Origin of the sequence: Profundibacter amoris, assembly GCF_003544895.1 — a bacterium.
Taxonomy (GTDB): Bacteria; Pseudomonadota; Alphaproteobacteria; order Rhodobacterales; family Rhodobacteraceae; genus Profundibacter; species Profundibacter amoris.
Genome location: NZ_CP032125.1, coordinates 453,145 through 477,740 on the forward strand (window position 1 = coordinate 453,145; position 24,596 = coordinate 477,740).

The 24,596-nt window shown below is 59.8% G+C and carries 24 protein-coding genes; 15 read left to right on the forward strand and 9 right to left on the reverse strand.

What is annotated here, in order from left to right; genetic code table 11:
* Window positions 1–6 precede the first annotated feature (6 nt).
* Window positions 7–1,608, forward strand: a complete 1,602-nt coding sequence (locus tag BAR1_RS02205; protein ID WP_118941507.1) for a GMC family oxidoreductase — start codon at window positions 7–9, stop codon at window positions 1,606–1,608.
* A 193-nt stretch (window positions 1,609–1,801) separates the two neighbouring features.
* Here BAR1_RS02205 and BAR1_RS02210 read toward each other — a convergent pair whose 3' ends face one another.
* Window positions 1,802–2,503: a glutathione S-transferase family protein gene (locus BAR1_RS02210; protein WP_118941508.1), complete on the reverse strand. Its 702-nt coding sequence runs from the start codon at window positions 2,501–2,503 to the stop codon at window positions 1,802–1,804.
* Window positions 2,504–2,654: 151 nt separating this feature from the next.
* On the opposite strand from BAR1_RS02210, the gene mscL reads away from it, so the two are divergent.
* Window positions 2,655–3,065, forward strand: a complete 411-nt coding sequence (gene mscL / locus BAR1_RS02215; RefSeq protein ID WP_118941509.1) for a large conductance mechanosensitive channel protein MscL — start codon at window positions 2,655–2,657, stop codon at window positions 3,063–3,065.
* Window positions 3,066–3,116: 51 nt separating this feature from the next.
* On the opposite strand, the gene ald is transcribed toward mscL, so the two are convergent.
* Complete coding sequence (gene ald / locus BAR1_RS02220) at window positions 3,117–4,232, reverse strand: alanine dehydrogenase (RefSeq protein ID WP_118941510.1); 1,116 nt, start codon at window positions 4,230–4,232, stop codon at window positions 3,117–3,119.
* A 125-nt stretch (window positions 4,233–4,357) separates the two neighbouring features.
* On the opposite strand from ald, the gene BAR1_RS02225 reads away from it, so the two are divergent.
* Genes BAR1_RS02225 through BAR1_RS02235 form a run of 3 tightly spaced genes read left to right on the forward strand, consistent with a single transcriptional unit; the run spans window position 4,358 to window position 6,619 of the window.
* Window positions 4,358–4,828, forward strand: coding sequence for an Lrp/AsnC family transcriptional regulator (locus BAR1_RS02225; protein WP_228408683.1), 471 nt, complete (start codon window positions 4,358–4,360; stop codon window positions 4,826–4,828).
* Between the two features lie 2 nt (window positions 4,829–4,830).
* Window positions 4,831–6,135 (forward strand): NAD(P)/FAD-dependent oxidoreductase, encoded by a 1,305-nt coding sequence (locus BAR1_RS02230; protein ID WP_118941511.1) that lies wholly within the window; start codon window positions 4,831–4,833, stop codon window positions 6,133–6,135.
* 13 nt (window positions 6,136–6,148) lie between these two features.
* Window positions 6,149–6,619 carry an L-2-amino-thiazoline-4-carboxylic acid hydrolase gene (locus BAR1_RS02235; protein ID WP_228408685.1) on the forward strand — a complete coding sequence of 157 codons (471 nt, stop codon included), beginning with the start codon at window positions 6,149–6,151 and terminating at the stop codon, window positions 6,617–6,619.
* Between the two features lie 8 nt (window positions 6,620–6,627).
* Here the strand turns inward: BAR1_RS02235 and BAR1_RS02240 are convergent, their stop codons facing one another.
* The 5 genes from BAR1_RS02240 to paaA form a co-directional block, all read right to left on the reverse strand.
* Window positions 6,628–7,683 (reverse strand): 2Fe-2S iron-sulfur cluster-binding protein, encoded by a 1,056-nt coding sequence (locus BAR1_RS02240; RefSeq protein ID WP_228408687.1) that lies wholly within the window; start codon window positions 7,681–7,683, stop codon window positions 6,628–6,630.
* A 12-nt stretch (window positions 7,684–7,695) separates the two neighbouring features.
* Window positions 7,696–8,172 carry a 1,2-phenylacetyl-CoA epoxidase subunit PaaD gene (gene paaD / locus BAR1_RS02245; protein WP_228408689.1) on the reverse strand — a complete coding sequence of 159 codons (477 nt, stop codon included), beginning with the start codon at window positions 8,170–8,172 and terminating at the stop codon, window positions 7,696–7,698.
* Window positions 8,169–8,894, reverse strand: a complete 726-nt coding sequence (gene paaC, locus BAR1_RS02250; RefSeq protein ID WP_118941514.1) for a 1,2-phenylacetyl-CoA epoxidase subunit PaaC — start codon at window positions 8,892–8,894, stop codon at window positions 8,169–8,171. The genes paaD and paaC overlap by 4 nt, the downstream gene beginning before the upstream one ends.
* Window positions 8,894–9,178, reverse strand: coding sequence for a 1,2-phenylacetyl-CoA epoxidase subunit PaaB (gene paaB / locus BAR1_RS02255; RefSeq protein WP_118941515.1), 285 nt, complete (start codon window positions 9,176–9,178; stop codon window positions 8,894–8,896). Before paaB ends, paaC begins: the two co-directional genes overlap by 1 nt.
* Before the next feature lie 78 nt (window positions 9,179–9,256).
* On the reverse strand, window positions 9,257–10,237 hold the full coding sequence (gene paaA / locus BAR1_RS02260; RefSeq protein ID WP_118941516.1) for a 1,2-phenylacetyl-CoA epoxidase subunit PaaA: 981 nt from the start codon (window positions 10,235–10,237) through the stop codon (window positions 9,257–9,259).
* 117 nt (window positions 10,238–10,354) lie between these two features.
* Between paaA and BAR1_RS02265 the strand changes: the two genes are divergently transcribed.
* From BAR1_RS02265 to BAR1_RS02310, 10 genes are all read left to right on the forward strand, one after another.
* Window positions 10,355–11,224: an SDR family oxidoreductase gene (locus BAR1_RS02265; protein WP_118941517.1), complete on the forward strand. Its 870-nt coding sequence runs from the start codon at window positions 10,355–10,357 to the stop codon at window positions 11,222–11,224.
* A 310-nt stretch (window positions 11,225–11,534) separates the two neighbouring features.
* Window positions 11,535–13,229: a heparinase II/III family protein gene (locus BAR1_RS02270; RefSeq protein WP_118941518.1), complete on the forward strand. Its 1,695-nt coding sequence runs from the start codon at window positions 11,535–11,537 to the stop codon at window positions 13,227–13,229.
* A gap of 23 nt (window positions 13,230–13,252) precedes the next feature.
* The gene (purH, locus tag BAR1_RS02275) at window positions 13,253–14,842 is read left to right on the forward strand and encodes a bifunctional phosphoribosylaminoimidazolecarboxamide formyltransferase/IMP cyclohydrolase (protein WP_118941519.1); all 1,590 of its coding nucleotides are present in this window, start codon (window positions 13,253–13,255) and stop codon (window positions 14,840–14,842) included.
* A 13-nt stretch (window positions 14,843–14,855) separates the two neighbouring features.
* Window positions 14,856–15,314, forward strand: a complete 459-nt coding sequence (lspA, locus tag BAR1_RS02280; RefSeq protein ID WP_118941520.1) for a signal peptidase II — start codon at window positions 14,856–14,858, stop codon at window positions 15,312–15,314.
* A 52-nt stretch (window positions 15,315–15,366) separates the two neighbouring features.
* Window positions 15,367–15,918 (forward strand): DUF3035 domain-containing protein, encoded by a 552-nt coding sequence (locus BAR1_RS02285; RefSeq protein WP_118941521.1) that lies wholly within the window; start codon window positions 15,367–15,369, stop codon window positions 15,916–15,918.
* Window positions 15,919–16,005: 87 nt separating this feature from the next.
* Window positions 16,006–17,361 carry a M16 family metallopeptidase gene (locus tag BAR1_RS02290; protein WP_118941522.1) on the forward strand — a complete coding sequence of 452 codons (1,356 nt, stop codon included), beginning with the start codon at window positions 16,006–16,008 and terminating at the stop codon, window positions 17,359–17,361.
* Window positions 17,358–18,671, forward strand: coding sequence for a M16 family metallopeptidase (locus BAR1_RS02295; protein ID WP_118941523.1), 1,314 nt, complete (start codon window positions 17,358–17,360; stop codon window positions 18,669–18,671). Before BAR1_RS02290 ends, BAR1_RS02295 begins: the two co-directional genes overlap by 4 nt.
* Window positions 18,672–18,808: 137 nt before the next feature.
* Window positions 18,809–20,644 (forward strand): DNA mismatch repair endonuclease MutL, encoded by a 1,836-nt coding sequence (mutL, locus tag BAR1_RS02300; protein WP_118941524.1) that lies wholly within the window; start codon window positions 18,809–18,811, stop codon window positions 20,642–20,644.
* Window positions 20,644–21,825 carry a DNA recombination protein RmuC gene (locus BAR1_RS02305; RefSeq protein ID WP_118941525.1) on the forward strand — a complete coding sequence of 394 codons (1,182 nt, stop codon included), beginning with the start codon at window positions 20,644–20,646 and terminating at the stop codon, window positions 21,823–21,825. The genes mutL and BAR1_RS02305 overlap by 1 nt, the downstream gene beginning before the upstream one ends.
* Window positions 21,826–21,885: 60 nt before the next feature.
* Entirely contained in the window at window positions 21,886–22,212 is a 327-nt protein-coding gene (locus tag BAR1_RS02310; protein ID WP_118941526.1) for a DUF3775 domain-containing protein, read from the forward strand.
* A 14-nt stretch (window positions 22,213–22,226) separates the two neighbouring features.
* Here BAR1_RS02310 and BAR1_RS02315 read toward each other — a convergent pair whose 3' ends face one another.
* Complete coding sequence (locus BAR1_RS02315; protein ID WP_118941527.1) at window positions 22,227–23,357, reverse strand: saccharopine dehydrogenase family protein; 1,131 nt, start codon at window positions 23,355–23,357, stop codon at window positions 22,227–22,229.
* A 12-nt stretch (window positions 23,358–23,369) separates the two neighbouring features.
* Complete coding sequence (locus BAR1_RS02320; protein ID WP_118941528.1) at window positions 23,370–24,425, reverse strand: saccharopine dehydrogenase; 1,056 nt, start codon at window positions 24,423–24,425, stop codon at window positions 23,370–23,372.
* Window positions 24,426–24,596: the final 171 nt, after the last annotated feature.

The following is a 24,596-nucleotide window of genomic DNA, read 5'->3' on the forward strand; positions in this document are numbered from 1 at the left end:
GGTCCTGTGACCTATGATTACATCATCATCGGCGGCGGCTCGGCCGGCTGTGTTCTGGCGGCGCGTCTAAGCGAGGATGCGGCTGTTTCCGTCTGTCTGCTGGAATCCGGCGGGGCGGGCAGGGATATTTTGATCCGCGCGCCCGCGCTGGTGGCGGCGATGGTGTCGGGGCGGCCAAAGATCAACAACTGGGCCTTTCACACGGTGCCGCAGGCGGGGCTGAACGGGCGGCGCGGGTTCCAGCCGCGCGGGCGCACGCTGGGCGGCTCCAGCGCGATCAACGCCATGCTGTATTTGCGCGGGCACCGCAAGGATTACGATGAATGGGCCGGTCTGGGCTGCGATGGCTGGGGCTGGGACGATGTGTTGCCCTATTTCAAACGGGCCGAGGGGAATATGCGTGCTGATGCGTTGCACGGGTGCGACGGGCCGCTGAAGGTGATGGGCCAGAACGCGCCGCTGGGCATTTCGCAGGCGTTTATCGAGGCGGCAGAGGCGCAACAAATCCGCCGCAACGGGGATTTCAATGGTGAGCGGCAAGAGGGTGCGGGCCTGTATCAGGTCACACAGTTTTCCGACGGACCGCACAAGGGCGAGCGGTGCTCGGCGGCGGCGGCCTATCTGCATCCGGTGCTGGGGCGCAGAAACCTGACGGTGATCACACGGGCCGAAGTGGCACGCATCCTGATCGAGGGCGGGCGCGCCATTGGAGTGGCCTACAAGCGCAAGGGTGATAGTCACGAAATAAAGGCGCGGCGCGAGGTTATCCTGTCGGCGGGGGCCTTCGGGTCGCCAAAGCTGCTGATGTTGTCGGGGATCGGTCACGCAGAGGAATTGCAGGCGCAGGGGATTGATGTGGTGCGGGATTTGCCCGGCGTCGGGCAGAACCTTCAGGACCATCTGGATTACACGATTTCCTATAAATCCAGGCGCCGGGATGTGATCGGGCTGAACCCGCTTGGCCTGTTGCAACTGGCTCGCGCGGGGCTGAAATGGCGCAAGTCCGGCGAGGGGATGTTCACCACGCCTTATGCCGAGGGCGGCGCGTTTGTCCGCTCCGATCCTGCGCTGGGGCGACCGGATCTGCAACTGCATTTCGTGATCGGGATTGTGGATCAGCACATGCGCAAAATCCATCTGGCGCACGGGTTCAGTTGCCATGTCTGCGTATTACGGCCTCAAAGCCGCGGGCATGTCGGGCTTACCGATGCCAATCCCGCCAGCCCGCCGCGGATTGATCCGGCATTCCTGTCGGACCCAGCCGATTTGCAGGTGCTGGTGCGGGGCGCGCGGATTATGAATGATCTGCTGAAGGCCGAGCCGCTGGCGCCTTGGCGGGGCAAGCGGCTGTATCCGGTGGATGGAACCGATGCGGGGTACGAGGCTGATATCAGGGCGCGGGCGGATACGATTTACCACCCTGTCGGCACATGCCGCATGGGGCGTGACGACATGGCGGTGGTTGACCCCGAACTGCGGCTGCACGGGGTGGAGGGTTTGCGGGTGGTGGATGCTTCGGTGATGCCGCGACTGGTGGGCGGCAATACCAATGCGCCCACCATCATGATCGCGGAAAAAGCGGCGGAAATGATCCGGCAAGGCAGGTAGTGCGCTGTCCCGCACCTGATGCGGGACCTGCCGGATTATCGGGTGCAGGCCCCGGATCGGGGTCCGGGGCTGTTCCAGAGCATGTCGCGCCAAGTTGAATTCACCGACCGGACCGAACGCATTCGCTATCGCGAACGCTGCCTCGGTCCTGACGGTGAACACTTGAATCCAGTCAGGCGCGACACGCTATAAATCAGTCGCGCGGCGGCTGGCGCAGGCCTTTGTAGACCGCCGGACGTTCCAGAAACCGGTCCAGATAGGCCGGCACATTGTCCAGATCGTCCCAATCCACCAGATCGCCGGCCTTGTAATGATCACGCACAATCCGCAGCCACGGTGCAATCGCGATATCGGCGATGGAATATTCGCCGCAAACCCAGTCGCGCCCCTCTAATTGTCCGTCCAGCACTTCCAGTAAACGCGCGCTTTCCTCGATATAGCGTTTGGCGGGGCGGGGGTCTTCGATCTCTTTTCCCGCGAAATGGGTGAAGTATCCCAACTGCCCGAACATCGGCCCGATACCGCCCATCTGGAACATCAGCCATTGGATGACCTGATAGCGGCCCACCGGATCCTTGGGCATCAGTTTGCCGGTCTTTTCCGCCAGATAAATCAGGATTGCGCCTGATTCAAACAGTGGCATCGGTTTGCCATCTGGCCCGTCCGGGTCAATGATCGCTGGGATCTTGTTGTTCGGGTTCAGTGACAGGAATTCCGGCGTGAATTGATCCCCGTCAGCAAAGTCGACTTTATGGGCCTCATAAGGCAGGCCCAGTTCTTCCAACATGATGGAAACCTTCACCCCGTTCGGTGTGGGCAAGCCGTAATACTGGATAATATCGGGGTTTTTCGGGGGCCAGCGTTTGGCGATCATGAAATCAGACAGGTCGGTCATGGGGTGCTCCGTTATGGTTCAGGGGAGAGATAAGCCTTTTTTCCCCGATAAAAAGTTACCGAATGGTTGGTTTTCATGCTATTGGCTGCGCGCACACGCGCAATAGAAAAATGAAACGCGCATAAACGAACTGGGAAAATGGGACGCAATCATGCTTAAAGAGTTCAAAGATTTCATCGCCAAGGGCAATGTCATGGATATGGCCGTTGGTATCATCATCGGTGCTGCATTCACCGCAATTGTCGGATCACTTGTATCGGACCTGATCAATCCAATCATCAGCCTGTTCATGGGCGGGGTTGATTTCTCGGGTATGTACGCCCTGTTGGGTGACGGCGAGTATAATTCGATCAAGGAAGCCGAAGAAGCTGGCGCCGCCGTGTTTGCCTATGGCCGCTTTATCATGGCGATCATCAACTTCATCATCATCGCATTCGTGGTGTTCCTGTTGGTCAAGGCTATGAACAAAACCAAGAAGGCCGAAGAAGAGGCACCAGCTGCTGATCCGGGTCCAAGCGAGATCGACCTGCTGAAAGAGATCGCAGCCTCGCTGAAGAAGTAAGTCTGTAAAATTCGAAAAAGGCCCGCCGAAAGATCCGGCGGGCCTTTTTTGTTACTTGATCACCAGTGAGGGTGAGATCACATCGATCCCCAAGGCTTCGCCCACCGCGTAATAGGTCAGTTGCCCTGCGTGAACATTCAGCCCGTTCAGCAGATGGGGATCATCGGCGCAAGCCTGCTTCCAACCCTTGTCGGCCAGCGCCAGCATGAAAGGCATCGTGGCATTGCCAAGGGCGATGGTCGAGGTGCGGGCCACAGCGCCCGGCATGTTGGCCACGCAGTAGTGCATGATGCCGTCTACCTCGTAGATCGGGTCCTGATGGGTGGTGGCGTGCGAGGTTTCAAAACACCCGCCCTGGTCAATCGCTACATCCACCAGTGCTGCGCCGGGTTTCATTTGTGACAGGTCCGCACGGCTGACCAGCTTGGGGGCAGCCGCCCCGGGGATCAATACCGCACCCACCACCATATCGGCGGCATAAACAAGCTCTTTGGTATTTCCAGCCGACGCGTAGGAAGTCTTGAAATCACGCCCGAACACATCGTCCAGATAACGCAGCCGCGCCAGCGAGCGGTCCAGAACCGTCACATCCGCGCCCATGCCCGCCGCAACCCGTGCCGCATGGGTGCCGACCACCCCGCCGCCGATCACCACCACGCGGGCAGGGCCGACACCGGGCACGCCGCCCATCAACACGCCACGTCCGCCGTTGGCCTTTTGCAGGGTCCATGCGCCCACTTGCGGTGCCAGTTTGCCCGCCACTTCGGACATCGGCGCCAGCAGGGGCAGGCCGCCGTTGGCATCGGTCACGGTTTCATAGGCAATCGCGGTGCAACCGCTGGTCAGCAGGTCTTTGGTCTGCTCGGGGTCCGGCGCAAGGTGCAGATAGGTGAACAGCACCTGACCCTCGCGCAGCATCTTGCGCTCGATGGCTTGCGGTTCCTTCACCTTGACGATCATATCGGCGGTTTTGAACACCTCGGCAGCGGTGCCAAGGATCTCGGCCCCCGCCGCGATATAATCCTCGTCAGGGAAACCGGCGCCAACTCCGGCCTGCGTTTCAATCACAACCTTATGGCCGTGTGCCACCGCTTCATGGGCGGCAATCGGCGTCATCCCGACGCGGAATTCCTGTGGTTTGATCTCTTTCGGACATCCGATAATCATGGCATTTCCTCCTTGCCTATATGCGCAAGCTATTGACCTTTGCACGCAATTGCTTTGAAAAGAACGGGTGGGAATGATGCTATCAGCGCAAGGTTATCCCGATTCTAACCCCAAAGGTGAAAGAAGTGAGCGCAATATCGGAACTGGACAGCATAGACCGTCGTATCCTTGTTGCCCTGCAAAAGCGCGGGCGGATGTCGAATGCGGATCTGTCCGAAAAGGTAAACCTGTCGCCGTCGGCCTGTCACCGCCGGGTGCAGCGGCTGGAAACGGATGGGTTCATCAAGGACTATGTCGCCCTGCTGGACCCGCGCAAACTGGGACGTCCCTCGACCGTGTTTGTGGAAATTACCCTGTCCGGTCAGGCCGACGAAGTGCTTGAGGCGTTTGAACGCGAGGTCGCCAAAATCCCCGATGTGCTGGAATGTCACCTGATGGCCGGCACCGCCGATTACCTGCTGAAAGTGGTGGCGCAGGACACCGAGGATTTCGCCCGTATCCACCGCCGCTACCTGGCGCGTTTGCCGGGGGTGGCGCAGATGCAGTCCTCATTCGCATTGCGCACCGTTTTCAAAACCACCGCCCTGCCGGTTTAGCCATGCAGCCCGCCGAACAGCCCGCCCGATCCATCTGGGAAAGCACCAGCCCGCCACGCAAGCCTGCGCCTGCGCTGACCGAACCCGCCAAATCCGATATCGTGGTGATCGGCGGCGGTCTGACCGGCCTGTCTGCCGCCCTGCATCTGGCGCGTGGCGGGCACCAAGTCACCTTGCTGGAAGGGCGCACAATCGGCTATGGCGGGTCGGGCCGCAACAACGGGCAGGTGATCCCGATCCTGTCAGCGGCCGAACCTGACCGGATTGAACGCGAATATGGCGCGGTTGGCGAACGCTTTGTCCACCTGCTGAAAAACAGCGCCAATACCTTGTTCAACCTGATCCGCAGCGAAAACATCGATTGCGAGGCCAACCAGACCGGCTGGTTCCAGCCCGCCCATACCGCCGCCCACATGCGCTTGTCGCAATCCCGCGTCACCGCATGGACCAGACGCGGCGCACCAGCCACCCTGCTGGATCGTGATCAGGCCCGCGAGTTGATCGGCTCGCCCCGCTGGTTCGGCGGCATGTTCAACCCCACCGGCGGGCATATCAACCCGCTGATGTTTACCCGCGGGCTGGCGGATGTTTGCGAAAAGGCGGGGGTTACGATCCATGAAAACACCCCGGTTCAGGATGTCGGGCGCGCCTGCCAGAACTGGCTGGTAAAAACGCCGAAGGCAACAATTGTTGCCGGTGCTGTTCTGCTGGCCACCAACGCCTATACCGGCGCGCTGGCCACCCGCCTTGCCCCGAAAATCCGCCGCTCCTTTGTGCCGATCACATCTTGGCAAATGGCAACCGAGCCGCTGACGGATGAGCAAAACGCCAGCATTCTGCCCACCAATCCGGCTATTTCCGACACACGGGGCGATCTGCATTTCTTTCGCAAAGATGCCGAAAGCCGCCTGATCACCGGCAGCGCCCTGATGTTCAAAACCAACGCCCACGCACGGCTGCGAAAACGCATCGCCAAACGGCTTGCCGATACCTTCCCGCAATTGCCCGATGCCCGTTTCAGCCATATCTGGTGCGGCTACGTTGGCATCACCACCGATTTTTTCCCGCGCTTTCATGAACTGGGGCCGAACTATATCGGCTTTACCGGCTATAACGGGCGCGGCCTTGCCCTGACCATCCCGCTGGGGATCGAACTGGCCAAGGCCCTGACCGGAACGGGGCAGGATGACCTTGCCATTCCGCTAACCGCCCCGCGCCAGATCCCGTTTCATGCCATCGGCAAACGGGTTGCACCACTGGCCCTTGCCAAATTCCGCTATCGCGACAAACGTCCGCCGCGCCTTTGAAAGGATCAGAACGATGACTGACAAACCCATGCCCATGATCGAAAAACGCCGGATCGAGGCCGAGATTACCGGCGAAATCTATGACGTCCTGAAAGAACGCCACGGCAAAGAGGAAGCACAGGAAATCATCCGTATATCGGTGGCCAATTCCGCCATCACGCAGGGGCGTGAGTTCAAGGCGAAATACGATCACGAACCCACGCTGGCCGATCTGGCCGCCAACCACCACCTGTGGGACATGGACAACGCGCTTGAGCGGACCTACCTGCAGGAAACCGACACGGCGCTGGATTACAACATCACCCGTTGCGAATACGCCCGCATGTATCGCGATATGGGGCTGGGTGAAATCGGCCATCTGCTGTCCTGCAATCGCGACGGCAGTTTCTGCATCGGTTTTTCCGACAACATCGAACTGACCCGCACCCAAACCATCATGGAAGGCGCGGATCATTGTGATTTCCGGTATCGCTTAAAGCCCTGAACCCGCGTTTATGCAGCGTCAAAATCCAGAACCAGCTTCTCCGAAGTTGGCCGTGTCTGGCACGCCAGCGTAAATCCGGCTTCAAGCTCCCACGGCTCAAGCGAATAGTTCACCGCCATTTCCGCCGACCCTTCGGTCACCCGACAACGGCAGGTGCAACACATCCCGCCCTTGCAGGAATAGGGCAGCTCCAGCCCTTGCCGTGCCGCTGCGGCAACGATGTTCTCGTCCCCTTCCTCGACACGGAATTTCTTGCGGCTGCCATCCAGAATAACCTCGACCTCGACCTCGACCCCGCTTCCGGCCACGGCTTGCGCGGCCTTGGAGCGTTTGCGGGGTGCCTCGCCATCCGGCGTAAAACGTTCGGAGTGGATGGCGCTCTTGGCCACCCCCAAACCGGACAACGCCGCCGAAACATCGGTAATCATCTCGCCCGGGCCACACAGGAACACCCCGTCGGCGGCCTCCAGATCAATCGCGCCCGCCTTGGCCATGCGTCCGATTTTTTCGCCGGTGATTCGGCCATTCAGCAACGGCACATCCTGCTCCTCACGGCTCAGGATATGGATCAGCGTGAAACGTCCCATATACTGATCCTTTAGCGCCTCCAGCTCGCTGCGAAACATCACATGTTTAAAGTCGCGGTTGCCGTAAACCAGCGTCACCCGCGCGCCCTTGGCCAGCGCCGCATTGGCAATCGAAACCATCGGCGTAATGCCGGACCCGGCCGCGATTAGCAGAATATCCTGCTGATTTTGCAGCATAAAACGCCCCTCGGGTGGGATCACCTGCACGGTATCCCCCACCTTCAGACCCTGTGCGTATGTCGAAAACACCCCGTCCTCGACCTGCCGTACACCGACGCACAAAGGCGCATCCGGCGCCGAGGCGATCGAGTAGGACCGCCGCACATCCTGCCCGTCAATATCTGCCCGCAGGGTCAGATACTGCCCCGGCACATAGGCAAATTCCGCAGCCAGTTCTTGCGGCACCGCAAATTCCAGAGCCACCGCATCCGTACCCTCTTGCCGGACACCTGAAATCACCAATTCATGAAACGCCATGTGCAACTCTCCTCAGATGCATTTGAAATAGTCGAACGGCTCCAGACAGGCCTTGCAACGGTAATGCGCCTTGCAAGGGGTCGAGCCGAATTCGCTTAGTTTTTCAGTGTCCGTCGCGCCGCACCGCGGACAGGCCACAACGGTTTCGCCAAACAATGCCCGCTTGGAATTGCTGGCTTTTTGCGGTGGGGCGATGCCGAAGGCGCGCAGCTTTTCGCACCCCGCGTCGCTGATCCAGTCGGTGGTCCACGGCGGGCTGATCACCCGTTCAATGCGCGGCTGAAATCCCGCATCGCGCAGGGCTTCGGCAATCGCTTCTTCGATAAATTGCACCGCCGGACAGCCCGAATAGGTCGGGCTGACCCGCGCCACGGCAACGTCACCTTCCATCACCACCTCGCGCAGGATGCCCAGTTCGGCCACCGTCACGCAGGGGAGTTCCGGATCGGGCACCGCTGCCGCCACATCCCATGCTTTGCTCGCCGTCACCACGTTGCCCCGGGGTGGGCGCGCTGCAAATACTGCATGTCCGACAGCATCCGGCCCAGCACTTCGGAATGCATCCCGTCACGCCCGCCATTCTGGCCGTAAACCGGCTCGGGCCAATCCAGATTTGCCTCGGCAAACACAGCCTTTACGCTGGCTTCCCACGCGGGCCGGATGGCGGCCCGATCTGGCAGCACATCGCAGTCCCCGCCGGAAAACAGTTCTTCCCAATAGGGGTGCAGATCGACAACCGCCGCCTGCATTCGCGCCGCACTTTCCTCGGTGCCATCACCCAGCCGCACGATCCATTCGCCGGCGTGGCGCAGATGATAGGCCATCTCTTTCATCGCCTTGCCCGCGATGCCGGCAATCACTTTGTCACTGGACGCAAGAGCTGCCTGCCAGAACGGTTCCATAAAGGTGGCAAAATAGAATTCCCGCAGCATGGTATGGGCGAAATCGCCATTCGGGCGCTCGACCAGTAGGCAATTCAGATACTCGCGCTCACTGCGCAGATAGGCCAGATCATCCTCGGTCCGCCCCTTGCCCTCGACCTCGGCGGCGTAGGCGTAAAGCGAACGTGCCGTGCCAATCAGATCCAGTGCAAAATTGGACAGCGCCAGATCCTCTTCCAGCATCGGCGCATGGCCGCACCACTCCGACAACCGGTGCCCCAGCACCAAATGGTCATCCGCCAATTCGATCAATGCCCGATACAGCGCCATCACATATGCCCCACATCGTCAGGGATCTTGTAAAACGTCGGGTGGCGGTAAATCTTGTCCTCGGCCGGATCGAAATTCTCGCCGGCGCGCGCCGGATCGGAGGCCGCAATCGCTTCCGAGCGAACCACCCAGACCGAGGTCCCTTCCTCGCGCCGCGTATAGACATCCCGCGCCGCACTTAACGCCAAAGCCTCGTCCGCCGCGTGCAGACTGCCCACATGTTTATGCGCCAGCCCGTTGCGGGGCCGGATAAATACTTCCCAAAGCGGTGTCACATCACCCATCAACCCATCCTCATTATTGTTCCAGAAATATCCCACGGGGGTGCGGGGGTGTGAAACCCCCGCTCCTGCCCTCAAAACCTACTCGGCGGCGATTTTGGCTGCCCGCTTTTGCGCATGTGCCAAGGCCGCTTCCCGAACCCACGCGCCGTTGTCCCAGGCATCCTTGCGCATCTGCACGCGCTCGCGGTTCATCACCCCGTCGCCCTTGACCACACGCCAGAATTCGTCCCAGTTGATGTCGCCGTGTTCATAGCCACCTTTCTCCTCGTTCCATTCCAGATCGGGATCGGGCACGGTCAGCCCCAGAAACTCGGCCTGCGGCACGGTGGCGTTGATGAATTTCTCGCGCAGCGCATCATTGGAAAACCGCTTGATCTTCCACTTCATCGACTGTTCCGAATGGGCGCTGTCTCCGTCATGCGGGCCGAACATCATCAATGCGGGCCACCAGAACCGGTTCAACGCATCCTGCGCCATTTCTTTCTGCTCTTTGGTGCCATTGCACAGGGTCAGCATGATTTCATAACCCTGCCGCTGATGGAAACTTTCCTCGGCACAAACTCGGATCATCGCGCGGGCGTAGGGACCATACGAACAGCGGCACAGCGCCACTTGATTCATAATCGCCGCGCCATCGACCAGCCAGCCGATTGCCCCCATATCCGCCCAGCTTAGGGCCGGATAGTTGAAGATCGACGAATACTTGGCCTTGCCCGCGTGCAGTTCCTCGGTCATCTGCTCGCGGGTGACCCCCAGCGTTTCGGCGGCCGAGTAAAGATACAGCCCGTGCCCGCCTTCGTCCTGCACCTTGGCCAGCAGTGCCAGTATGCGTTTCAGGCTGGGCGCGCGGGTGATCCAGTTGCCTTCGGGCAGCATGCCGACAATTTCCGAATGGGCGTGCTGGCCGATCTGGCGGATCAGAGTGCGCCGGTAGCCTTGGGGCATCGGATCTGTCGGCTCGATCTTTTCCTCGGCATCAATGCGCGCCTGGAAAGCAGCCAGAAATTCCTCTGTTTCCTCGGTGCGGCTGTCCGCCCCGATCAATCCCTGTGAATACATGTTCGCCGTCCTGTTGTTGCTGCTTGCGACAATATGTTACAAAAATAATCTGTCAATTCAATTTTTGTAACATATAGAAAACTTGCACTTGGCGAGGTTTCGGGAATAGTGGCGCCTATGAAAAATACTCTGCTTTCCTTTGGACACGGCTATTCGGCGCAGGCGCTGGGGCGTGTGCTGCTTCCCCTCGGCTGGCGTGTGATCGGCACCACGCGGGACGCTGAAAACCTGCCTGCAATCATCGAACAAGGGGCTGAAGCGCTGCTATGGCCCGGTTCGGACATGTCGGACGCATTGGCACAAGCCACGCATCTGCTGATTTCAACCGCGCCGGATGAATCGGGCGATCCCGTGCTGAACGCCCTGCGTGATGACATCGCAGCCGCACCCAATCTGCAATGGGTGGGCTACCTGTCCACCATCGGCGTTTACGGCAACCACGATGGCGCATGGGTGGACGAGGATACCCCCCTGATCCCCGCTACCAAACGCGGGCAGTTGCGGGTAAAGGCCGAAGCGGCATGGCAGGCACTGGCCGCGAAAACAGGCCTGCCGCTGCATATCTTTCGCCTTGCCGGTATCTATGGCCCCGGGCGTGGCCCCTTTGCCAAGGTGCGCCGTGGCACCGCGCGGCGAATTGTTAAAAAGAACCAGCTGTTTTCACGCATCCACGTCGAGGACATCGCGCAGGTATTGCTGGCCTCGATCAACCGGCCCGATCCGGGCCGTATCTATAACGTCTGCGATGATAACCCCGCCCCGCCGCAGGATGTGATTGCCCATGCGGCGGAACTGCTGGGCCTGCCGGTGCCGCCCGAGGAGGATTTCGAGACCGCCGAAATGACGCCGATGGCGCGCAGTTTCTACGCCGAGTCAAAATCGGTGCGCAATGACCGGATCAAGGCGGAACTGGGTATCACTCTGCGCTATCCGACCTACCGCGAGGGGTTGCGGGCGTTATTGGAGGCGGAACGTGATCTTTCCTGATGGATACCGGTAAAGGGTGGGTGTGCTTGGAGAGAGGTTTCCTACGGGAAAATCAACCTGAAATATTGGGTGAAATACAGCTTAACTTGTTGATAAAAAACAGCTAAACATATCCACTAAACCGGTTTAATGGATATGTCCCTAACCGCCATTCTCCGGCTTTCCCAAGCAAAAGCGAATTCACCGGTGACAGGTGCAATTCCGCGCCCTATGGTATGGGCGAGCAAACCCGTCACACTAACGTCCAGCCAAGAAGGCGAAGAAGGTCGTGGCCCAACAGACAAGTTTTTCTGCGCGACGCACCCGCTGGATGAACCGCTATCATGCGCGGCGCAGTGCGCGGGCGCGGGCGGCCACCGGATTTACCTCGCAACCCGAACCGCGCACCATCGGGTCATTCGCGCGCGGGCGCCAGTTGGTGGCGGGGAATTACCAGTTTGCGGGCTATCTGATCACCGATAAGAAAACGGATCTGTGGGATCTAACGCCCCCCTCGCAGGAATTCAAAGAAGAGCTGCACGGGTTCCGCTGGCTGGATGATCTGGCCGCAGTCGGCGATTTGCCGGCGCGCAAGGCAGCACAGAACTGGGTGTTTGAATGGATCAAACGCTATGGGCGAGGACGGGGTATCGGCTGGACGCCTGATCTGACCGGGCGGCGCTTGATCCGCTGGATCAACCATGCATTGTTCATCCTGAACGGACAGGACAGTGCGGCCAGCGGGCTGTATTTTCAATCCCTTGCCCAGCAAACAATTTTCCTTAGCAAACGCTGGAAGGTGGCGTCGTCGGGCTTGCCACGGTTCGAGGCGCTGACGGGGCTGATATACGCAGGCCTGGCGCTTTCGGGCATGGAAGAACATGTGAAACCGGCGCTCAAGGCGCTGGCCAGGGAATGTCGCGAACAGATTGATGACGAAGGCGGCATTCCGACCCGCAATCCCGAAGAATTGCTCGAGGTATTCACCCTGCTGATCTGGGCCGCCGCGGCGCTTAGCGAAGCGGGGTGGGTGACGCAAAAGGATCACCTTGCAGCGATTGAACGGATCGCGCCGACATTGCGGGCGCTGCGCCACAGCGATGGCGGTCTGGCGCGGTTTCATGGCGGCGGGCGCGGCACCGAAGGATGGCTGGATCATGCCCTTGCCGCCAGCGGGGTGCGCAGTACGCGCGAGGACGGGTTGTCGATGGGCTATGCGCGGCTGAAAGGCGGGCGCACCAGTGTGATTGTGGACGCTTCGCGCCCACCTCAGGGTGCGGATTCGGTGCGTGCCCATGCCTCGACACTTGCGTTTGAGCTGACCTCCGGGCGTCGCCCGCTGATTGTGAATTGCGGCTCGGGCATTTCCTTTGGCGCGGACTGGCAACGCGCCGGTCGTGCAACCCCGTCCCATTCGGTTCTGGGGCTTGAGGGTGTTTCCTCGTCCCAACTGGGCAAACGACGGGGCGGAGAGCAGGAAGTGCTGGTGCGCACCCCGAAAGAAGTTGAATCAAAGCTGACAAGCAATAGCAACCTGATCAGTCTGGAGGCCGGCCATGACGGCTATCAGGCCAGCCACGGTTTGATACAGGGGCGTCGGCTGGAGCTGTCCGCAGATGGGCGCACACTGAACGGCGAGGATGCGTTACTGGCCCCCTCGAAGGCCGACAAGCGCCGGTTTGATGCGGCGCTGAATGCGGTGAAGCTGCAAGGCATCCCCTTTACCATCCGGTTCCATCTGCACCCTGATGTGGATGCTTCGCTGGATTTAAGCGGGACTGCGGTGTCGCTGGCCCTGAAAAGCGGCGAAGTCTGGGTCTTTCGCCATGACGGCACAACGCAATTATCGCTGGATAACAGCATTTATATGGAAAAAAACCGGCTGAAACCCCGCGCGGCAAAACAGATTGTTTTAACTTCCCGCGCAATCGGTTACGAGAGCCGCGTGCACTGGACTCTGGCCAAGGCCCAGGACACACCCGACAGCCTGCGCGATCTGGCGCGCGATGACATTGATATTCTGTAAACAGCACCGAATGGGGAAACTGAATGACTGAAAACCTGCCAATTCGCCGCGCCCTTTTGTCCGTATCCGACAAAACCGGCCTAATTGATCTGGGCCATGCGCTTGCCGGCTTCGGGGTCGAATTATTGTCCACCGGGGGCTCTGCCAAAGCCTTGCGCGATGCGGGCCTGACGGTGACGGATGTGGCCGATGTGACCGGCTTTCCGGAAATGATGGACGGGCGGGTGAAAACCCTGCACCCCAATGTGCATGGCGGCCTGCTGGCCCTGCGCGACAATGACGACCATCTGGCCGCGATGAAGGAACATGGCATTGCCGGGATCGATCTGCTGGTGGTCAATCTGTATCCGTTCGAGGAAACCGTCGCCAAGGGGGCCGATTATGACACCTGCATCGAAAATATCGATATCGGCGGCCCCGCGATGATCCGCGCTGCCGCCAAGAACCACGCCTTTGTCACCACCATTGTCGATGTCGAGGATTACGACAAACTGCTGGGCGATATGGCCAAGCATAACGGCGCAACCTGTCCGAAATTCCGCAAACGCCGCGCCCAGATCGCCTATGCCCGCACGGCGGCCTATGACGCGGCGGTTTCGACATGGATGGCCGATGCCATCGGTCTGGACACCCCGCGCCGCCGCGCTTTTGCCGGCACCATCGCCCAGAAACTGCGCTATGGCGAAAACCCGCATCAGTCGGCGTCGTTCTATCTGGATGGCAGCAACCGGCCCGGGGTGGCGACAGCGGTTCAGCATCAGGGCAAAGAGCTGTCCTATAACAACATCAACGACACCGATGCGGCAATCGAGTTGGTGGCGGAATTCGACGCGGCGGACGGCCCTGCCTGCGCCATCATCAAACACGCCAACCCCTGCGGTGTGGCCCGTGGCAAGACGATGGTCGAGGCTTACCGCGCCGCGTTCAACTGCGATAATGTTTCGCCCTTTGGCGGTATCATTGCCCTGAACCAGCGGCTGGATGGTGAAACCGCTGAAGAAATCTCGAAAATCTTTACCGAAGTGGTGATCGCACCGGGGGCCGACACCGATGCAATGGAGATTTTCGCCAAGAAGAAGAACCTGCGTTTGCTGACAGTTGATGCATTGCCCGATCCGCGTGCGGCGGCGCTGACCTATCGGCAGGTGTCCGGCGGGATGCTGGTGCAGGACAAGGACAACGGCCATATCGCAATGAATGATCTGAAAGTCGTGACCGAGCGCAAGCCCACAGAGGCCGAACTGGTCGATCTGATGTTTGCATGGCGGGTGGCCAAACACGTCAAATCCAATGCCATCATCTATGTCAAAGACGGCGCGACCGTCGGTATTGGCGCGGGGCAGATGAGCCGCGTTGACAGTACCCGCATTGCTGCCCGCAAGGCACAGGACATGGCCGAAGTTCTGGGGCTGGATCAGCCGCTGACAGTGGGGTCTGTCGTGGCGTCGGATGCGTTTTTCCCCTTTGCCGACGGATTGTTGAGCGCAGCGGAAGCCGGCGCAACGGCCGTGATCCAACCGGGCGGATCAATGCGCGATGACGAGGTGATCAAAGCGGCGAATGATGCCGGATTGGCCATGGTCTTTACCGGTATGCGCCACTTCAGGCATTAGGAAGGATGACATAATGCGGCTGACCTTTTGGGCCGGTTTCTGGACGTTTATGCTGGATCAGATATCAAAGTACCTTGTGGTGCATGTGCTGAACCTGCGCGAGCGGGGCGAGATTGACGTTCTGCCCCCCTTCCTGAATTTCCGCATGGCGTGGAACGAGGGCATCAATTTTGGCCTGCTGAACACCAGTCGTTGGATTTTGATTGCACTGGCGCTGGCGATTTGCGTGTGGGTGATTGTCTGGATGATGCGGGAAAAACACGGGCGACTGGCCCGTATAGCTGCCGGTCTGCTGCTGGGCGGGGCGCTGGGCAATGTGCTGGACCGGATTCTTTATGGCGCGGTGGCCGATTTTCTGAATATGTCCTGTTGCGGCTTTGAAAACCCGTTTTCGTTCAATATTTCCGATATTGCGGTGTTTGCGGGCGCATTTGGGTTGATCTTTTTCGCCGGAGAAAAGAAGACTAGGTGACGGCACCGATTGGATCGGTTAAACAGCGCAGTAAGAGGTGAAGGAGACATCAATGCCAAAGGCCCGTGGTTTTACCGCCATCGCTTTGATCGCTGTTATGGCGCTGTCTGCCTGTGGCGGGCGCAACAAGGATCCGCAGTTGATGCATATCCGCTCGAATACCCCGGGACCGGATGAATTTACCATTTTGCCCGGAAAACCGCTGGAAGCCCCAGATTTCGATGCCGAATTGCCCGCACCGACACCGGGCGGCTCGAACTTGACCGATCCAACACCCAAAGCTGATGCCGTGGCTGCGCTGGGCGGCAACCCCGCGCGGGTAGCGACAACGGGTGCAAACAACATCGGACGTGGTGATGGCGGGCTGGTGAACCACGCGCGGCGATTCGGCTCAAACGCAGCCATTCGTCAGACATTGGCCGCCGAAGACCTTGAATATCGCCGCGACCACAAGGGGCGCGTGTTTGAACGCTGGTTCAACATCAATGTCTATCTTAAGGCTTATCGCAAAGTATCGCTGGACCAGCACCGTGAACTGGAGCGGTTCCGCCGCCTTGGCGTACGCACACCTTCGGCCCCGCCCGATCCCAAACTATATCAGTAAGTATGCGCTCACAATACCGCTAGCGGGGCTTGTGGTGGGCGTAAGGGTGCATAGATTAGCCCAACACGAATTACATCGGAGACCCTAATGCGCATTCCCGGTCTGGCCCTTGTGGCCCTGACGCTATTGATCCGCCCGCTCTGGGCACAAGAGATCAGCAACTTTACTCTGGACAACGGTATGGATGTGGTGGTGATCGAGGATCACCGCGCGCCTGTGGTTGTGCATATGGTCTGGTATCGGGCCGGTGCCGCCGATGAAACACCCGGTGTGTCCGGCGTGGCGCATTTTCTGGAACATCTGCTGTTCAAGGCCACCGATGACATGAAGGCCGGTGAATTGTCCGATACCGTGGCCGCCAATGGTGGCTCGGATAATGCGTTCACCTCGCAGGATTATACCGCATATTATCAGCGGGTTGCGGCGGATCGTCTGGATCTGGTGATGAGGATGGAAGCCGACCGGATGCGCGATTTGCGCCTGACGGTGGATGATATTGCCACCGAACGCGATGTCATTCTTGAAGAACGCAACATGCGGGTGGAAAACAATCCTGATGCCCTGTTCGGGGAACAGCGCCGCGCGGCGCAGTATCTGAACCACCCTTACGGCACACCAACCATCGGCTGGAAGCACGAGGTTGAAAAGCTGTCGCTGGAAGATGCGCTGGCCTATTACCGCCGGTTTTACGCCCCGAACAACGCCATTCTGGTGGTTGCGGGTGATGTGGACCCCGCCAATGTTCTGGAGCTGGCCAAAAAGCATTACGGCCCGCTGGCCCCCACAGAAGGGTTAATGCCGCGTCACCGCACAGAAGAACCACCGCAACTGGCCGAACGCCGCCTGACCTATGTCGATCCGCGGGTTTCCCAGCCCTATGTGATCCGCACCTATCTGGCACCCGAACGCAATCCAGGGGATCAGAAACAGGCCGCTGCACTGACCATGTTGTCGGAATTGCTGGGCGGCAACGGGCAGACATCGGTTTTGGGGCGCAAGTTGCAGTTTGAAACGCAAAAGGCGATTTATACATCGGCTTTTTACGACGGGATGTCGCTGGACAAAACCACCTTCGGGCTGGTGATTGTGCCCAGTGAAGGCGTGTCTTTGGCCGAAGGCGAAGCCGCGATGGACAAGGCTGTGGCCGAATTTATCGAGGAAGGCGTGGATATGGATCAGTTTACGCGGATCAAGATGCAGATCAAGGCCGATCTGATTTACCAGCGCGACAATGTGGAAGCGATGGCCAATGATTATGGTGCTGCGCTGACATCGGGTCTGACGCTGGAGGATATCAAGGCATGGCCGCAGGTGTTGCAGGATGTGACACCCGAAGAAGTGATAGAGGCCGCAAAAATGTTGCAGGACAAAAGGCAGGCGGTCACGTCGTGGCTGACCAATCCGGCCGCACGGGACATGACCAAAGCAGAGGTGAAACAATGAAACGGATTTATCTGGCGTTCTTCGCCCTGCTGACCTTTTCGGTGATTGCACAGGCCGAAGTCAAAATTCAGGTGGTGACCTCGCCCGGGGGGATCACCGCGTGGCTGGTCGAGGAGCACTCGATCCCCTTCACAGCCCTTGAAATCCGCTTTCTGGGCGGGGCCAGTCTGGACCCGAAAGGCAAGCGCGGGGCGATCAATCTGATGACCGGTTTGCTGGAAGAAGGTGCCGCTGACAGGGACGCGCGGGAATTTGCCGCTGCTGCCGAAGGGTTGGCGGCCAGTTTCGGTTTCGATGTGAGCGATGATTCAATGTCGGTTTCGGCGCAGTTCCTGACCGAAAACCGCAATGATGCGCTGGCCCTGTTGCGCACCGCCGTGCAGGAACCGCGTTTCGACGAAGATGCGATTACACGGGTCAAGGCGCAGGTTGTTTCCGCAATCCAGTCGGCCGAAACGGATCCTGACGCGATCTCCGGCAGCACTTTTGACCGCCTGGCCTTTGGCGATCATCCCTATGCGACGTCGATTAACGGAACGCTTGAATCCGTTGCCGCCCTGACCCGCGACGATCTGTTCGCAGCCAAGGATGCGGTAATGGCACGGGACCGCATGTATGTGGGTGCTGTGGGCGACATCACGCCCGAGGAACTGGGCAAACTGCTGGACAACCTGTTGGGTGATTTGCCAGCCGTCGGGGCCAATATGCCTGAACAAGCGCCATTCCTGTTAAAGGGCGGAACCACAGTGGTGCCGTTCGACACGCCGCAATCGGTGGTGACATTCGGGCAGGAAGGGCTTGAGCGCCATGATCCCGATTTCTTTGCCGCCTATGTGATGAACACGATTCTGGGTGGCAGCGGCCGGCAATCACGCCTGATGGAAGAGGTGCGCGAAAAACGCGGATTGACCTACGGGGTTTATACCTACCTGCTGCCCAAGGATTTTGCGGCGTTGTATATGGGACGGGTGGCTTCGGCCAACGACCGTGTGGCGCAGGCGGTGCAGGTGATCAAAGATGAATGGGTCAAGATGGCGGAAAACGGCGTCACGGCCGAGGAACTGGAGGGGGCCAAAACCTATCTGACCGGCGCCTATCCGCTGCGGTTTGACGGAAACGGGCCGATTGCGAATATTCTGGTGGCGATGCAGATGGATGATTTGCCGATCGACTATATCAAGACCCGAAACGACAGAATAAATGCGGTGACGCTCGAGGATATTGCCCGTGTGGCCAAACGTCTGGTGCGGCCCGATGATCTGCATTTTGTCGTGGTCGGGCAGCCGGAAGGGCTGGAAAGCACAGAGTAGGATCAGGCGCTGTCCCGGACTTGATCCGGGACCTTGTATGCTCCTCCCCGAGGTCCCGGATCAAGTCCGGGACAGGTTAGCCCAACAGCAATAACCCCTGTGGTCGAATCGGGGGCGGGTATGCTAATTATTGTGGCATGCCCGCTTCTACCCCCCATATAGGCGATAAACGCCCTGTTATCCGGCAACTGGATGACGCTGCAATCAACCGCATTGCAGCGGGTGAAGTGGTGGAACGTCCGGCCTCGGCGGTGAAGGAGCTGATCGAAAACGCGCTGGATGCCGGGGCCAGGCGGATTGATGTATCCTATGCCGATGGCGGCAAAACGCTGATCCGTGTGGTGGATGACGGGTACGGCATTGCCGCGGATGATCTGCCGCTTGCCCTGTCGCGCCATGCCACCAGCAAAATCGATGGCTCGGACCTGTTGAACATCCACACATTCGGTTTTCGCGGCGAGGCCCTGCCGTCGCTGGGCGCTGTCGGGCGTTTGACCATCACCTCGCGGGTGGTCGGTGAGGCAGGGGCGATGATCCGTGTGGCCGGTGGCAAGATGGAGCCGGTGAAACCGGCCGCGATCAACGGTGGAACGGTGGTTGAACTGCGTGACTTGTTCTATGCCACGCCTGCGCGCCTGAAATTCCTTCGCACGGATCGGGCCGAGGTTCAGGCGATTGGCGATGTGGTGAAACGGCTGGCCATGGCGGAACCATTCGTCAGCTTTACCCTGCGCGATGTGTCGGGTGGCGGCGAGGGGCGGTTGACCTTTCGCGCCGATGCGCAAACCGGCGATCTGTTTGATGCGCTGCACGGGCGCTTGCGGCAAGTGTTGGGCGCTGAATTTGCCGAAAATGCACTAAAGATCGAGGCCGAGCGCGAAGGGGTTGCCCTGACCGGATATGCAGCACTGCCCACCTTTTCACGCGGGTCAGCCGTGATGCAATACCTCTACGTCAACGGTCGCCCTGTGCGCGACAAACTGCTGGTCGGCGCGTTGCGCGGGGCCTATTTCGATTTCCTGTCACGGGGCCGACATCCGGCTGCGGTGCTGTTTTTGGAGTGTGACCCGCACCGTGTTGATGTCAACGTCCACCCCGCCAAATCCGAGGTCCGTTTCCGCGATCCGGGAACCGCGCGCGGGCTGATTGTATCGGCCCTGCGTCACGCATTGGCCGATTCGGGGCATCGGGCGTCAACCACGGTTGCGGGGGCGACATTGGGTGCGTTCCGGCCGGAACCCACGGGGCGCGTTTACCAGATGGACCGCCCGTCGCAGGGGGCGTTGAATACGGCTTACCAGATGCAGGCCCCCGTGGTGGAAACGCCGGGTTTTGCCGAGGCCGCTGTGCCATCTGCACGGTTCGAGCCGCCGATCGAGGAAGATGCGCCAACCGACCTGCCGCTGGGCGCCGCACGGGCGCAGGTGCATGAAAACTACATCATCGCCCAAACCAAAGACGGCATGGTGATTGTCGATCAGCACGCCGCGCACGAACGGCTGGTTTACGAGAAACTAAAGGCGCAGATGGCGGATAGCGGGGTGGCCTCGCAGGCCCTTCTGATCCCCGAAATCGTGGAATTGTCCGAAGGGGACGCGGCACGCCTGCTGGAATTGGCCGATGATCTAGCGCGACTTGGGCTGGTGGTTGAACCCTTTGGTGCAGGCGCGATTGCGGTGCGCGAAACGCCTGCCATTCTGGGCAATGTGAACGCCAAGGGAATGATCCTCGATATTCTGGACGAACTGGCCGATCTGGGCGACAGCCTGACGGTACAGGCGCGACTAGAAGCGGTGTTGAGCAGTGTGGCCTGTCATGGCTCGATCCGGTCAGGTCGCCGGATGCAGGCCGAAGAAATGAACGCCCTACTGCGCGAAATGGAGGCGACACCCCATTCGGGCCAATGCAACCACGGGCGGCCCACCTATGTGGAACTGAAACTGAAAGATATCGAAAGGTTGTTTGGACGCTGATGCCGGGAATTGGGGATTTGAACGATATGTTTGCCGACCTGTGGCCGTATGTTGCGGCAGCCGGGATTGCGGCTGTTTTGCTGTTGTTCATCCTGCTGATCATGGTGGTGCGCCGCGCGGGCCGGTCGGTGAAAATGATTGAGCCTTTGGGGCAGCAGATGGGGTTTCTGGGCCAGCGGGTGCAGGCACTGACCGACGGGCAATCGCAACTGGCCGGTGGCTTGCAAACGGTCAGCCAGACGCAGGCCGTGGCGCAGGCGCAGATGATGAACACGCTGGAACAACGGCTGGCCGAGGTGCAGGCCAATATGCAGGAATCGCTATACGGATCATCGGTGAAAACCACTCGCAGCCTGACGGAATTGCAGGAACGGCTGGCGACGATCGACAAGGCGCAGGATAATATCGAGAAACTGTCGGGCGACGTTCTAAGCCTGCAAGACATCCTGTCGAACAAACAAACCCGCGGGGCCTTCGGGGAAATCCAGCTGAATGATATTGTCAGTAAGGCCCTGCCAAAGGACAGCTACAAGCTGCAATTCACCCTGAGCAACGGCAAACGCGCCGATTGCCTGATTGATCTGCCCAACCCGCCCGGCCCGATTGTGATCGACAGCAAATTCCCGCTGGAAGCCTACGAGGCCCTGCGCAACGCCAGCAATGACTGGGAGGCGAACGAGGCGGCAAAAATGATGCGCATATCGGTCAAGGCGCATATCAAGGCGATCTCCGAGAAGTATATTCTGGAGGGCGAAACGGCAGACGGGGCACTGATGTTCCTGCCGTCCGAGGCCGTTTACGCCGAGTTGCACGCCAATTTCCCCGAACTGGTGCGCGAGGGGTTCGAAGCGCATGTGTGGATCGTTTCACCGACCACCTGCATGGCCACGCTGACCACCATGCGGGCGATCCTGAAAGATGCGCGGATGCGCGAACAGGCGGGTGCGATCCGCAAAACCCTGCGCCAGTTGCACCGCGATGTGGAAATGGTGGTTGAACGGGTGGGCAAGCTGGACACCCATTTCAATCAGGCCCGCGCCGATCTGGACGGCATCGGTATTGCAGCCGAACGGGCGGGCAAACGCGCCGCGCGGCTGGACAATTTCGATTTCGAGGAGCTGGCACCGGAAACCGAGGCCGATGTACCAAATGTGCTACCGATTGGAAAACCCACGGAATAGGCTTTGACCACAGCGGGTTTTGGGGCAAACTGTCATACGACTCGTAAAATAGGAATACCGATGCTTCAGATCAGCACCAATAAAATTGCCCGTGTCATTGTCCGCGCCCGCCAGCGCGACGGCAAGGCCGAATTCGATGCGTCTTTGAGGCAGTATATCGCTGATATGAACCGTGACGAACAGGCATCACTGGTGGCGGTGATGTGGATCGGGCGGGAAACCTTTGATGCGGCGGAACTGGAAGAGGCAATCCAGACCGCCAAGGCCGAAGCCAGAAGCCCGACCGAATCCTACCTGCTGGCGATCCCGCTGCTGCCCGACTATCTGGAAAGCGGGCTTGAGGCGCTGGGCTATTCGGTGGAAGAGGTTGAAGACGGGTTTTTGTAAAGCCCTGGCCGCCGCTACCCCAGATGATCCACAACCTGCAAATGCTGTGCCAGCCGGTCCACTTCGGCCAGCCAGTTTTGCACCAGTTTGGGATCACTCGGTGCCGCTGATACACCAGCGGGGATTTGACGGTTCAGCACGGCCTCGACCGCCAGTGAAATCGGCACCGAAACCAGCCGCGCCATGGCTGTGCCGCGGGCGTCACCATAGGCGTCCATCACATAGGTTTTGTGGTAGACGGGGGTGCCGTTTGCCTCGGCCTTTAGCCCCACGCACATGATCACGCGGTCGGGGTCATCCTCGCCATAGGCGTTGTCGGCCCAGAACTGATCGGACATTTCCTTTAGGCGGGCGTCAGATGCGGTTTCGATTTCGGTGAACACATCGGACCACGCATCGGCCCAGCCGTTCAGGCGCAGGGTGCCGCGCACGAATTCCTTGACCTGCCAGGCGGGGTCAAAGTGGTATTGCGCCATGAAGGGGACGGAATCGCGGTTCGGATACACCTCGAAGGTTTCCGGTTGCGGCAGTGGGGCGGCGTAGCTGGTGATCGCGTCCCACGGGCGGGCGACATCCAGCGGCGCGTAATCACGGATGGATTTTGAGGGCGAGCGCAGGGCCTTGAGCACCCCGAGCGGCGACCAGCTGAATTTATAGCGGAACGGGTTGGGGTGTTTGGGCACCCCGCCGCAATACGAGATGAACGAGATATGGTTGTGAACGTCATAGGCTGGCGAGGCGAGGTAATCGGCCACCAGCCAATGCGCCATCAGGTGATCAATACCGGGGTCAAGGCCCACCTCGTTCACCAGCGCCACGCCTGCTTCGCGTGCGGCCGTATCCAGCGCGCGCAATTCCGGCGCGATATAGCTGGAGGAGACGAAATTCGCGCCCTTTTCGACGCAGAGTTCCGCCAGCGGCACATGCCAGTCACCGGGCAGCATGGACACCACCACATCGCCGGATTGCACTTCGGCGCTTAAGGCCTCGATGGTGAAGGCATTGATGCGGCGGGTCAGATCGCCAACCTCGTCTTCGGCTTTTTCAACCGTGCGGTTCCAGACGGTGACTTCATGGCCCGCCTCAATCAGGCGTCGCAGGCCGGGGATGGCGGATAGGCCGGTGCCGCACCAGTGGATTGTCATAGTCGTGATCCCTTACAATTTGGCGATTTGGGTGTCGAATGTGGCCTTGGCGCGGCCCCAGACTCCGGTGTCCAGAGTGCCAAGGGTCAGCAGGCTTGGCAAGAGTTGCGCGGCGTAATCTTCTGAGGATTCCACTGGCAGCATCGAGGGCAGGTTGTCGATCGCGGTGACATCCAGCGGCGGGTTGTCGGCCACGCGCAGGGCGGGTTTGTCCCATGTGGTGGTGTGATCGTAAACCTTGATCGGGGAAAAGTCGCTGTCGGGATCACAAGCCACATCACCAATCACGGTCAGTTTGCGCGGGTCGGTTTTGGCGGATTCGGGCACAAAGACCGGCGTGCCGGGGCTGGCAAAGATGCTGTTGACGAACACGTCATGTTGCAGGATTTCGGGGAAGGGGCCACCGGATGCGGTTTCAGCCATGTCCCATTTGGTGGTGGCAACATCCATCGCCGTGCACAGGTCGGATGCGCCCGAGCCAACACGACCCAGGGCGCCGATGACGATGGCGGTGGGGCGTTGGGCGCCTGTGGCGTCAAGTGTTGATTTCAGATCGTCCAGCAGGGCGTCTTTGTCTTTGTAGACGCCGACGGGGCCGCAGACTTCGCCGTGCTGTTGCGCGGCCCAGCATTTCAGTGAAACGGCGGCACCCGCAAAACCGGCCCAGTAGCCGAAGGCGGCGACGCGGCGGCCATCCTCGTCCACCAGATATTCCAGATCATACAGTGTGCCGCCACCGGCCTTGAACCGCTGTAGCAGGATCCGCCCTGCTGGCTGTCCCTTGTAGGCGTGGCCGAACAGGATGTGGCGGTGTGGCAGGGGGGTGCCGTCTTCGGGCAGTTCTTTCAGACCGAAGATGATCGCGTCCAGCGGGGCGTCGGGCCATGTGTTTTCTGCTGCGATTTCGCAACCGGCGGCGATGTAGCCGTCAATCGGAATGGCACGGACATGGCTTTCTTCCACGGTGACGCGAATGCCCGCGTCGATCAGGGCTTTGGCCCCTTCGGGCGTCAACCCGACGCGTTCTTCATTCGGCCGTTGTTCGGCCCGGACCCAGAGGTGTGTCATGGGGATTCTCCTGCATATCTGTCAGGGAAAATCTGTAGAGGAAGCGGGGCAGGGTGCCAATGGGGTTATTTAACGGAGTTGCTGGCGCAACGCTCTTTAATCTCGCTGACGCTCGGGGACGGGGGCTGTCGGCCCCCCTTGCCTGACGGCAATTCCCCCCAAAGGTATTTC

Bases quoted from the DNA above. Each gene is read 5' to 3' on its own strand.
- paaC (WP_118941514.1), bottom strand. From the start codon at position 8,894: ATGGCGCTGTATCGGGCATTGATCGAATTGGCGGATGACCATTTGGTG.
- BAR1_RS02270 (WP_118941518.1), top strand. From the start codon at position 11,535: ATGAACCGCTATCATGCGCGGCGCAGTGCGCGGGCGCGGGCGGCCACC.
- BAR1_RS02315 (WP_118941527.1), bottom strand. From the start codon at position 23,357: ATGACAATCCACTGGTGCGGCACCGGCCTATCCGCCATCCCCGGCCTG.
- mscL (WP_118941509.1), top strand. From the start codon at position 2,655: ATGCTTAAAGAGTTCAAAGATTTCATCGCCAAGGGCAATGTCATGGAT.
- BAR1_RS02285 (WP_118941521.1), top strand. From the start codon at position 15,367: ATGCCAAAGGCCCGTGGTTTTACCGCCATCGCTTTGATCGCTGTTATG.
- BAR1_RS02265 (WP_118941517.1), top strand. From the start codon at position 10,355: ATGAAAAATACTCTGCTTTCCTTTGGACACGGCTATTCGGCGCAGGCG.
- paaA (WP_118941516.1), bottom strand. From the start codon at position 10,237: ATGTATTCACAGGGATTGATCGGGGCGGACAGCCGCACCGAGGAAACA.
- BAR1_RS02320 (WP_118941528.1), bottom strand. From the start codon at position 24,425: ATGACACACCTCTGGGTCCGGGCCGAACAACGGCCGAATGAAGAACGC.
- BAR1_RS02210 (WP_118941508.1), bottom strand. From the start codon at position 2,503: ATGACCGACCTGTCTGATTTCATGATCGCCAAACGCTGGCCCCCGAAA.
- lspA (WP_118941520.1), top strand. From the start codon at position 14,856: ATGCGGCTGACCTTTTGGGCCGGTTTCTGGACGTTTATGCTGGATCAG.
- ald (WP_118941510.1), bottom strand. From the start codon at position 4,232: ATGATTATCGGATGTCCGAAAGAGATCAAACCACAGGAATTCCGCGTC.
- BAR1_RS02235 (WP_228408685.1), top strand. From the start codon at position 6,149: ATGACTGACAAACCCATGCCCATGATCGAAAAACGCCGGATCGAGGCC.
- BAR1_RS02290 (WP_118941522.1), top strand. From the start codon at position 16,006: ATGCGCATTCCCGGTCTGGCCCTTGTGGCCCTGACGCTATTGATCCGC.
- BAR1_RS02240 (WP_228408687.1), bottom strand. From the start codon at position 7,683: ATGGCGTTTCATGAATTGGTGATTTCAGGTGTCCGGCAAGAGGGTACG.
- BAR1_RS02310 (WP_118941526.1), top strand. From the start codon at position 21,886: ATGCTTCAGATCAGCACCAATAAAATTGCCCGTGTCATTGTCCGCGCC.
- BAR1_RS02230 (WP_118941511.1), top strand. From the start codon at position 4,831: ATGCAGCCCGCCGAACAGCCCGCCCGATCCATCTGGGAAAGCACCAGC.
- purH (WP_118941519.1), top strand. From the start codon at position 13,253: ATGACTGAAAACCTGCCAATTCGCCGCGCCCTTTTGTCCGTATCCGAC.
- BAR1_RS02295 (WP_118941523.1), top strand. From the start codon at position 17,358: ATGAAACGGATTTATCTGGCGTTCTTCGCCCTGCTGACCTTTTCGGTG.
- mutL (WP_118941524.1), top strand. From the start codon at position 18,809: ATGCCCGCTTCTACCCCCCATATAGGCGATAAACGCCCTGTTATCCGG.
- BAR1_RS02305 (WP_118941525.1), top strand. From the start codon at position 20,644: ATGCCGGGAATTGGGGATTTGAACGATATGTTTGCCGACCTGTGGCCG.
- paaB (WP_118941515.1), bottom strand. From the start codon at position 9,178: ATGGGTGATGTGACACCGCTTTGGGAAGTATTTATCCGGCCCCGCAAC.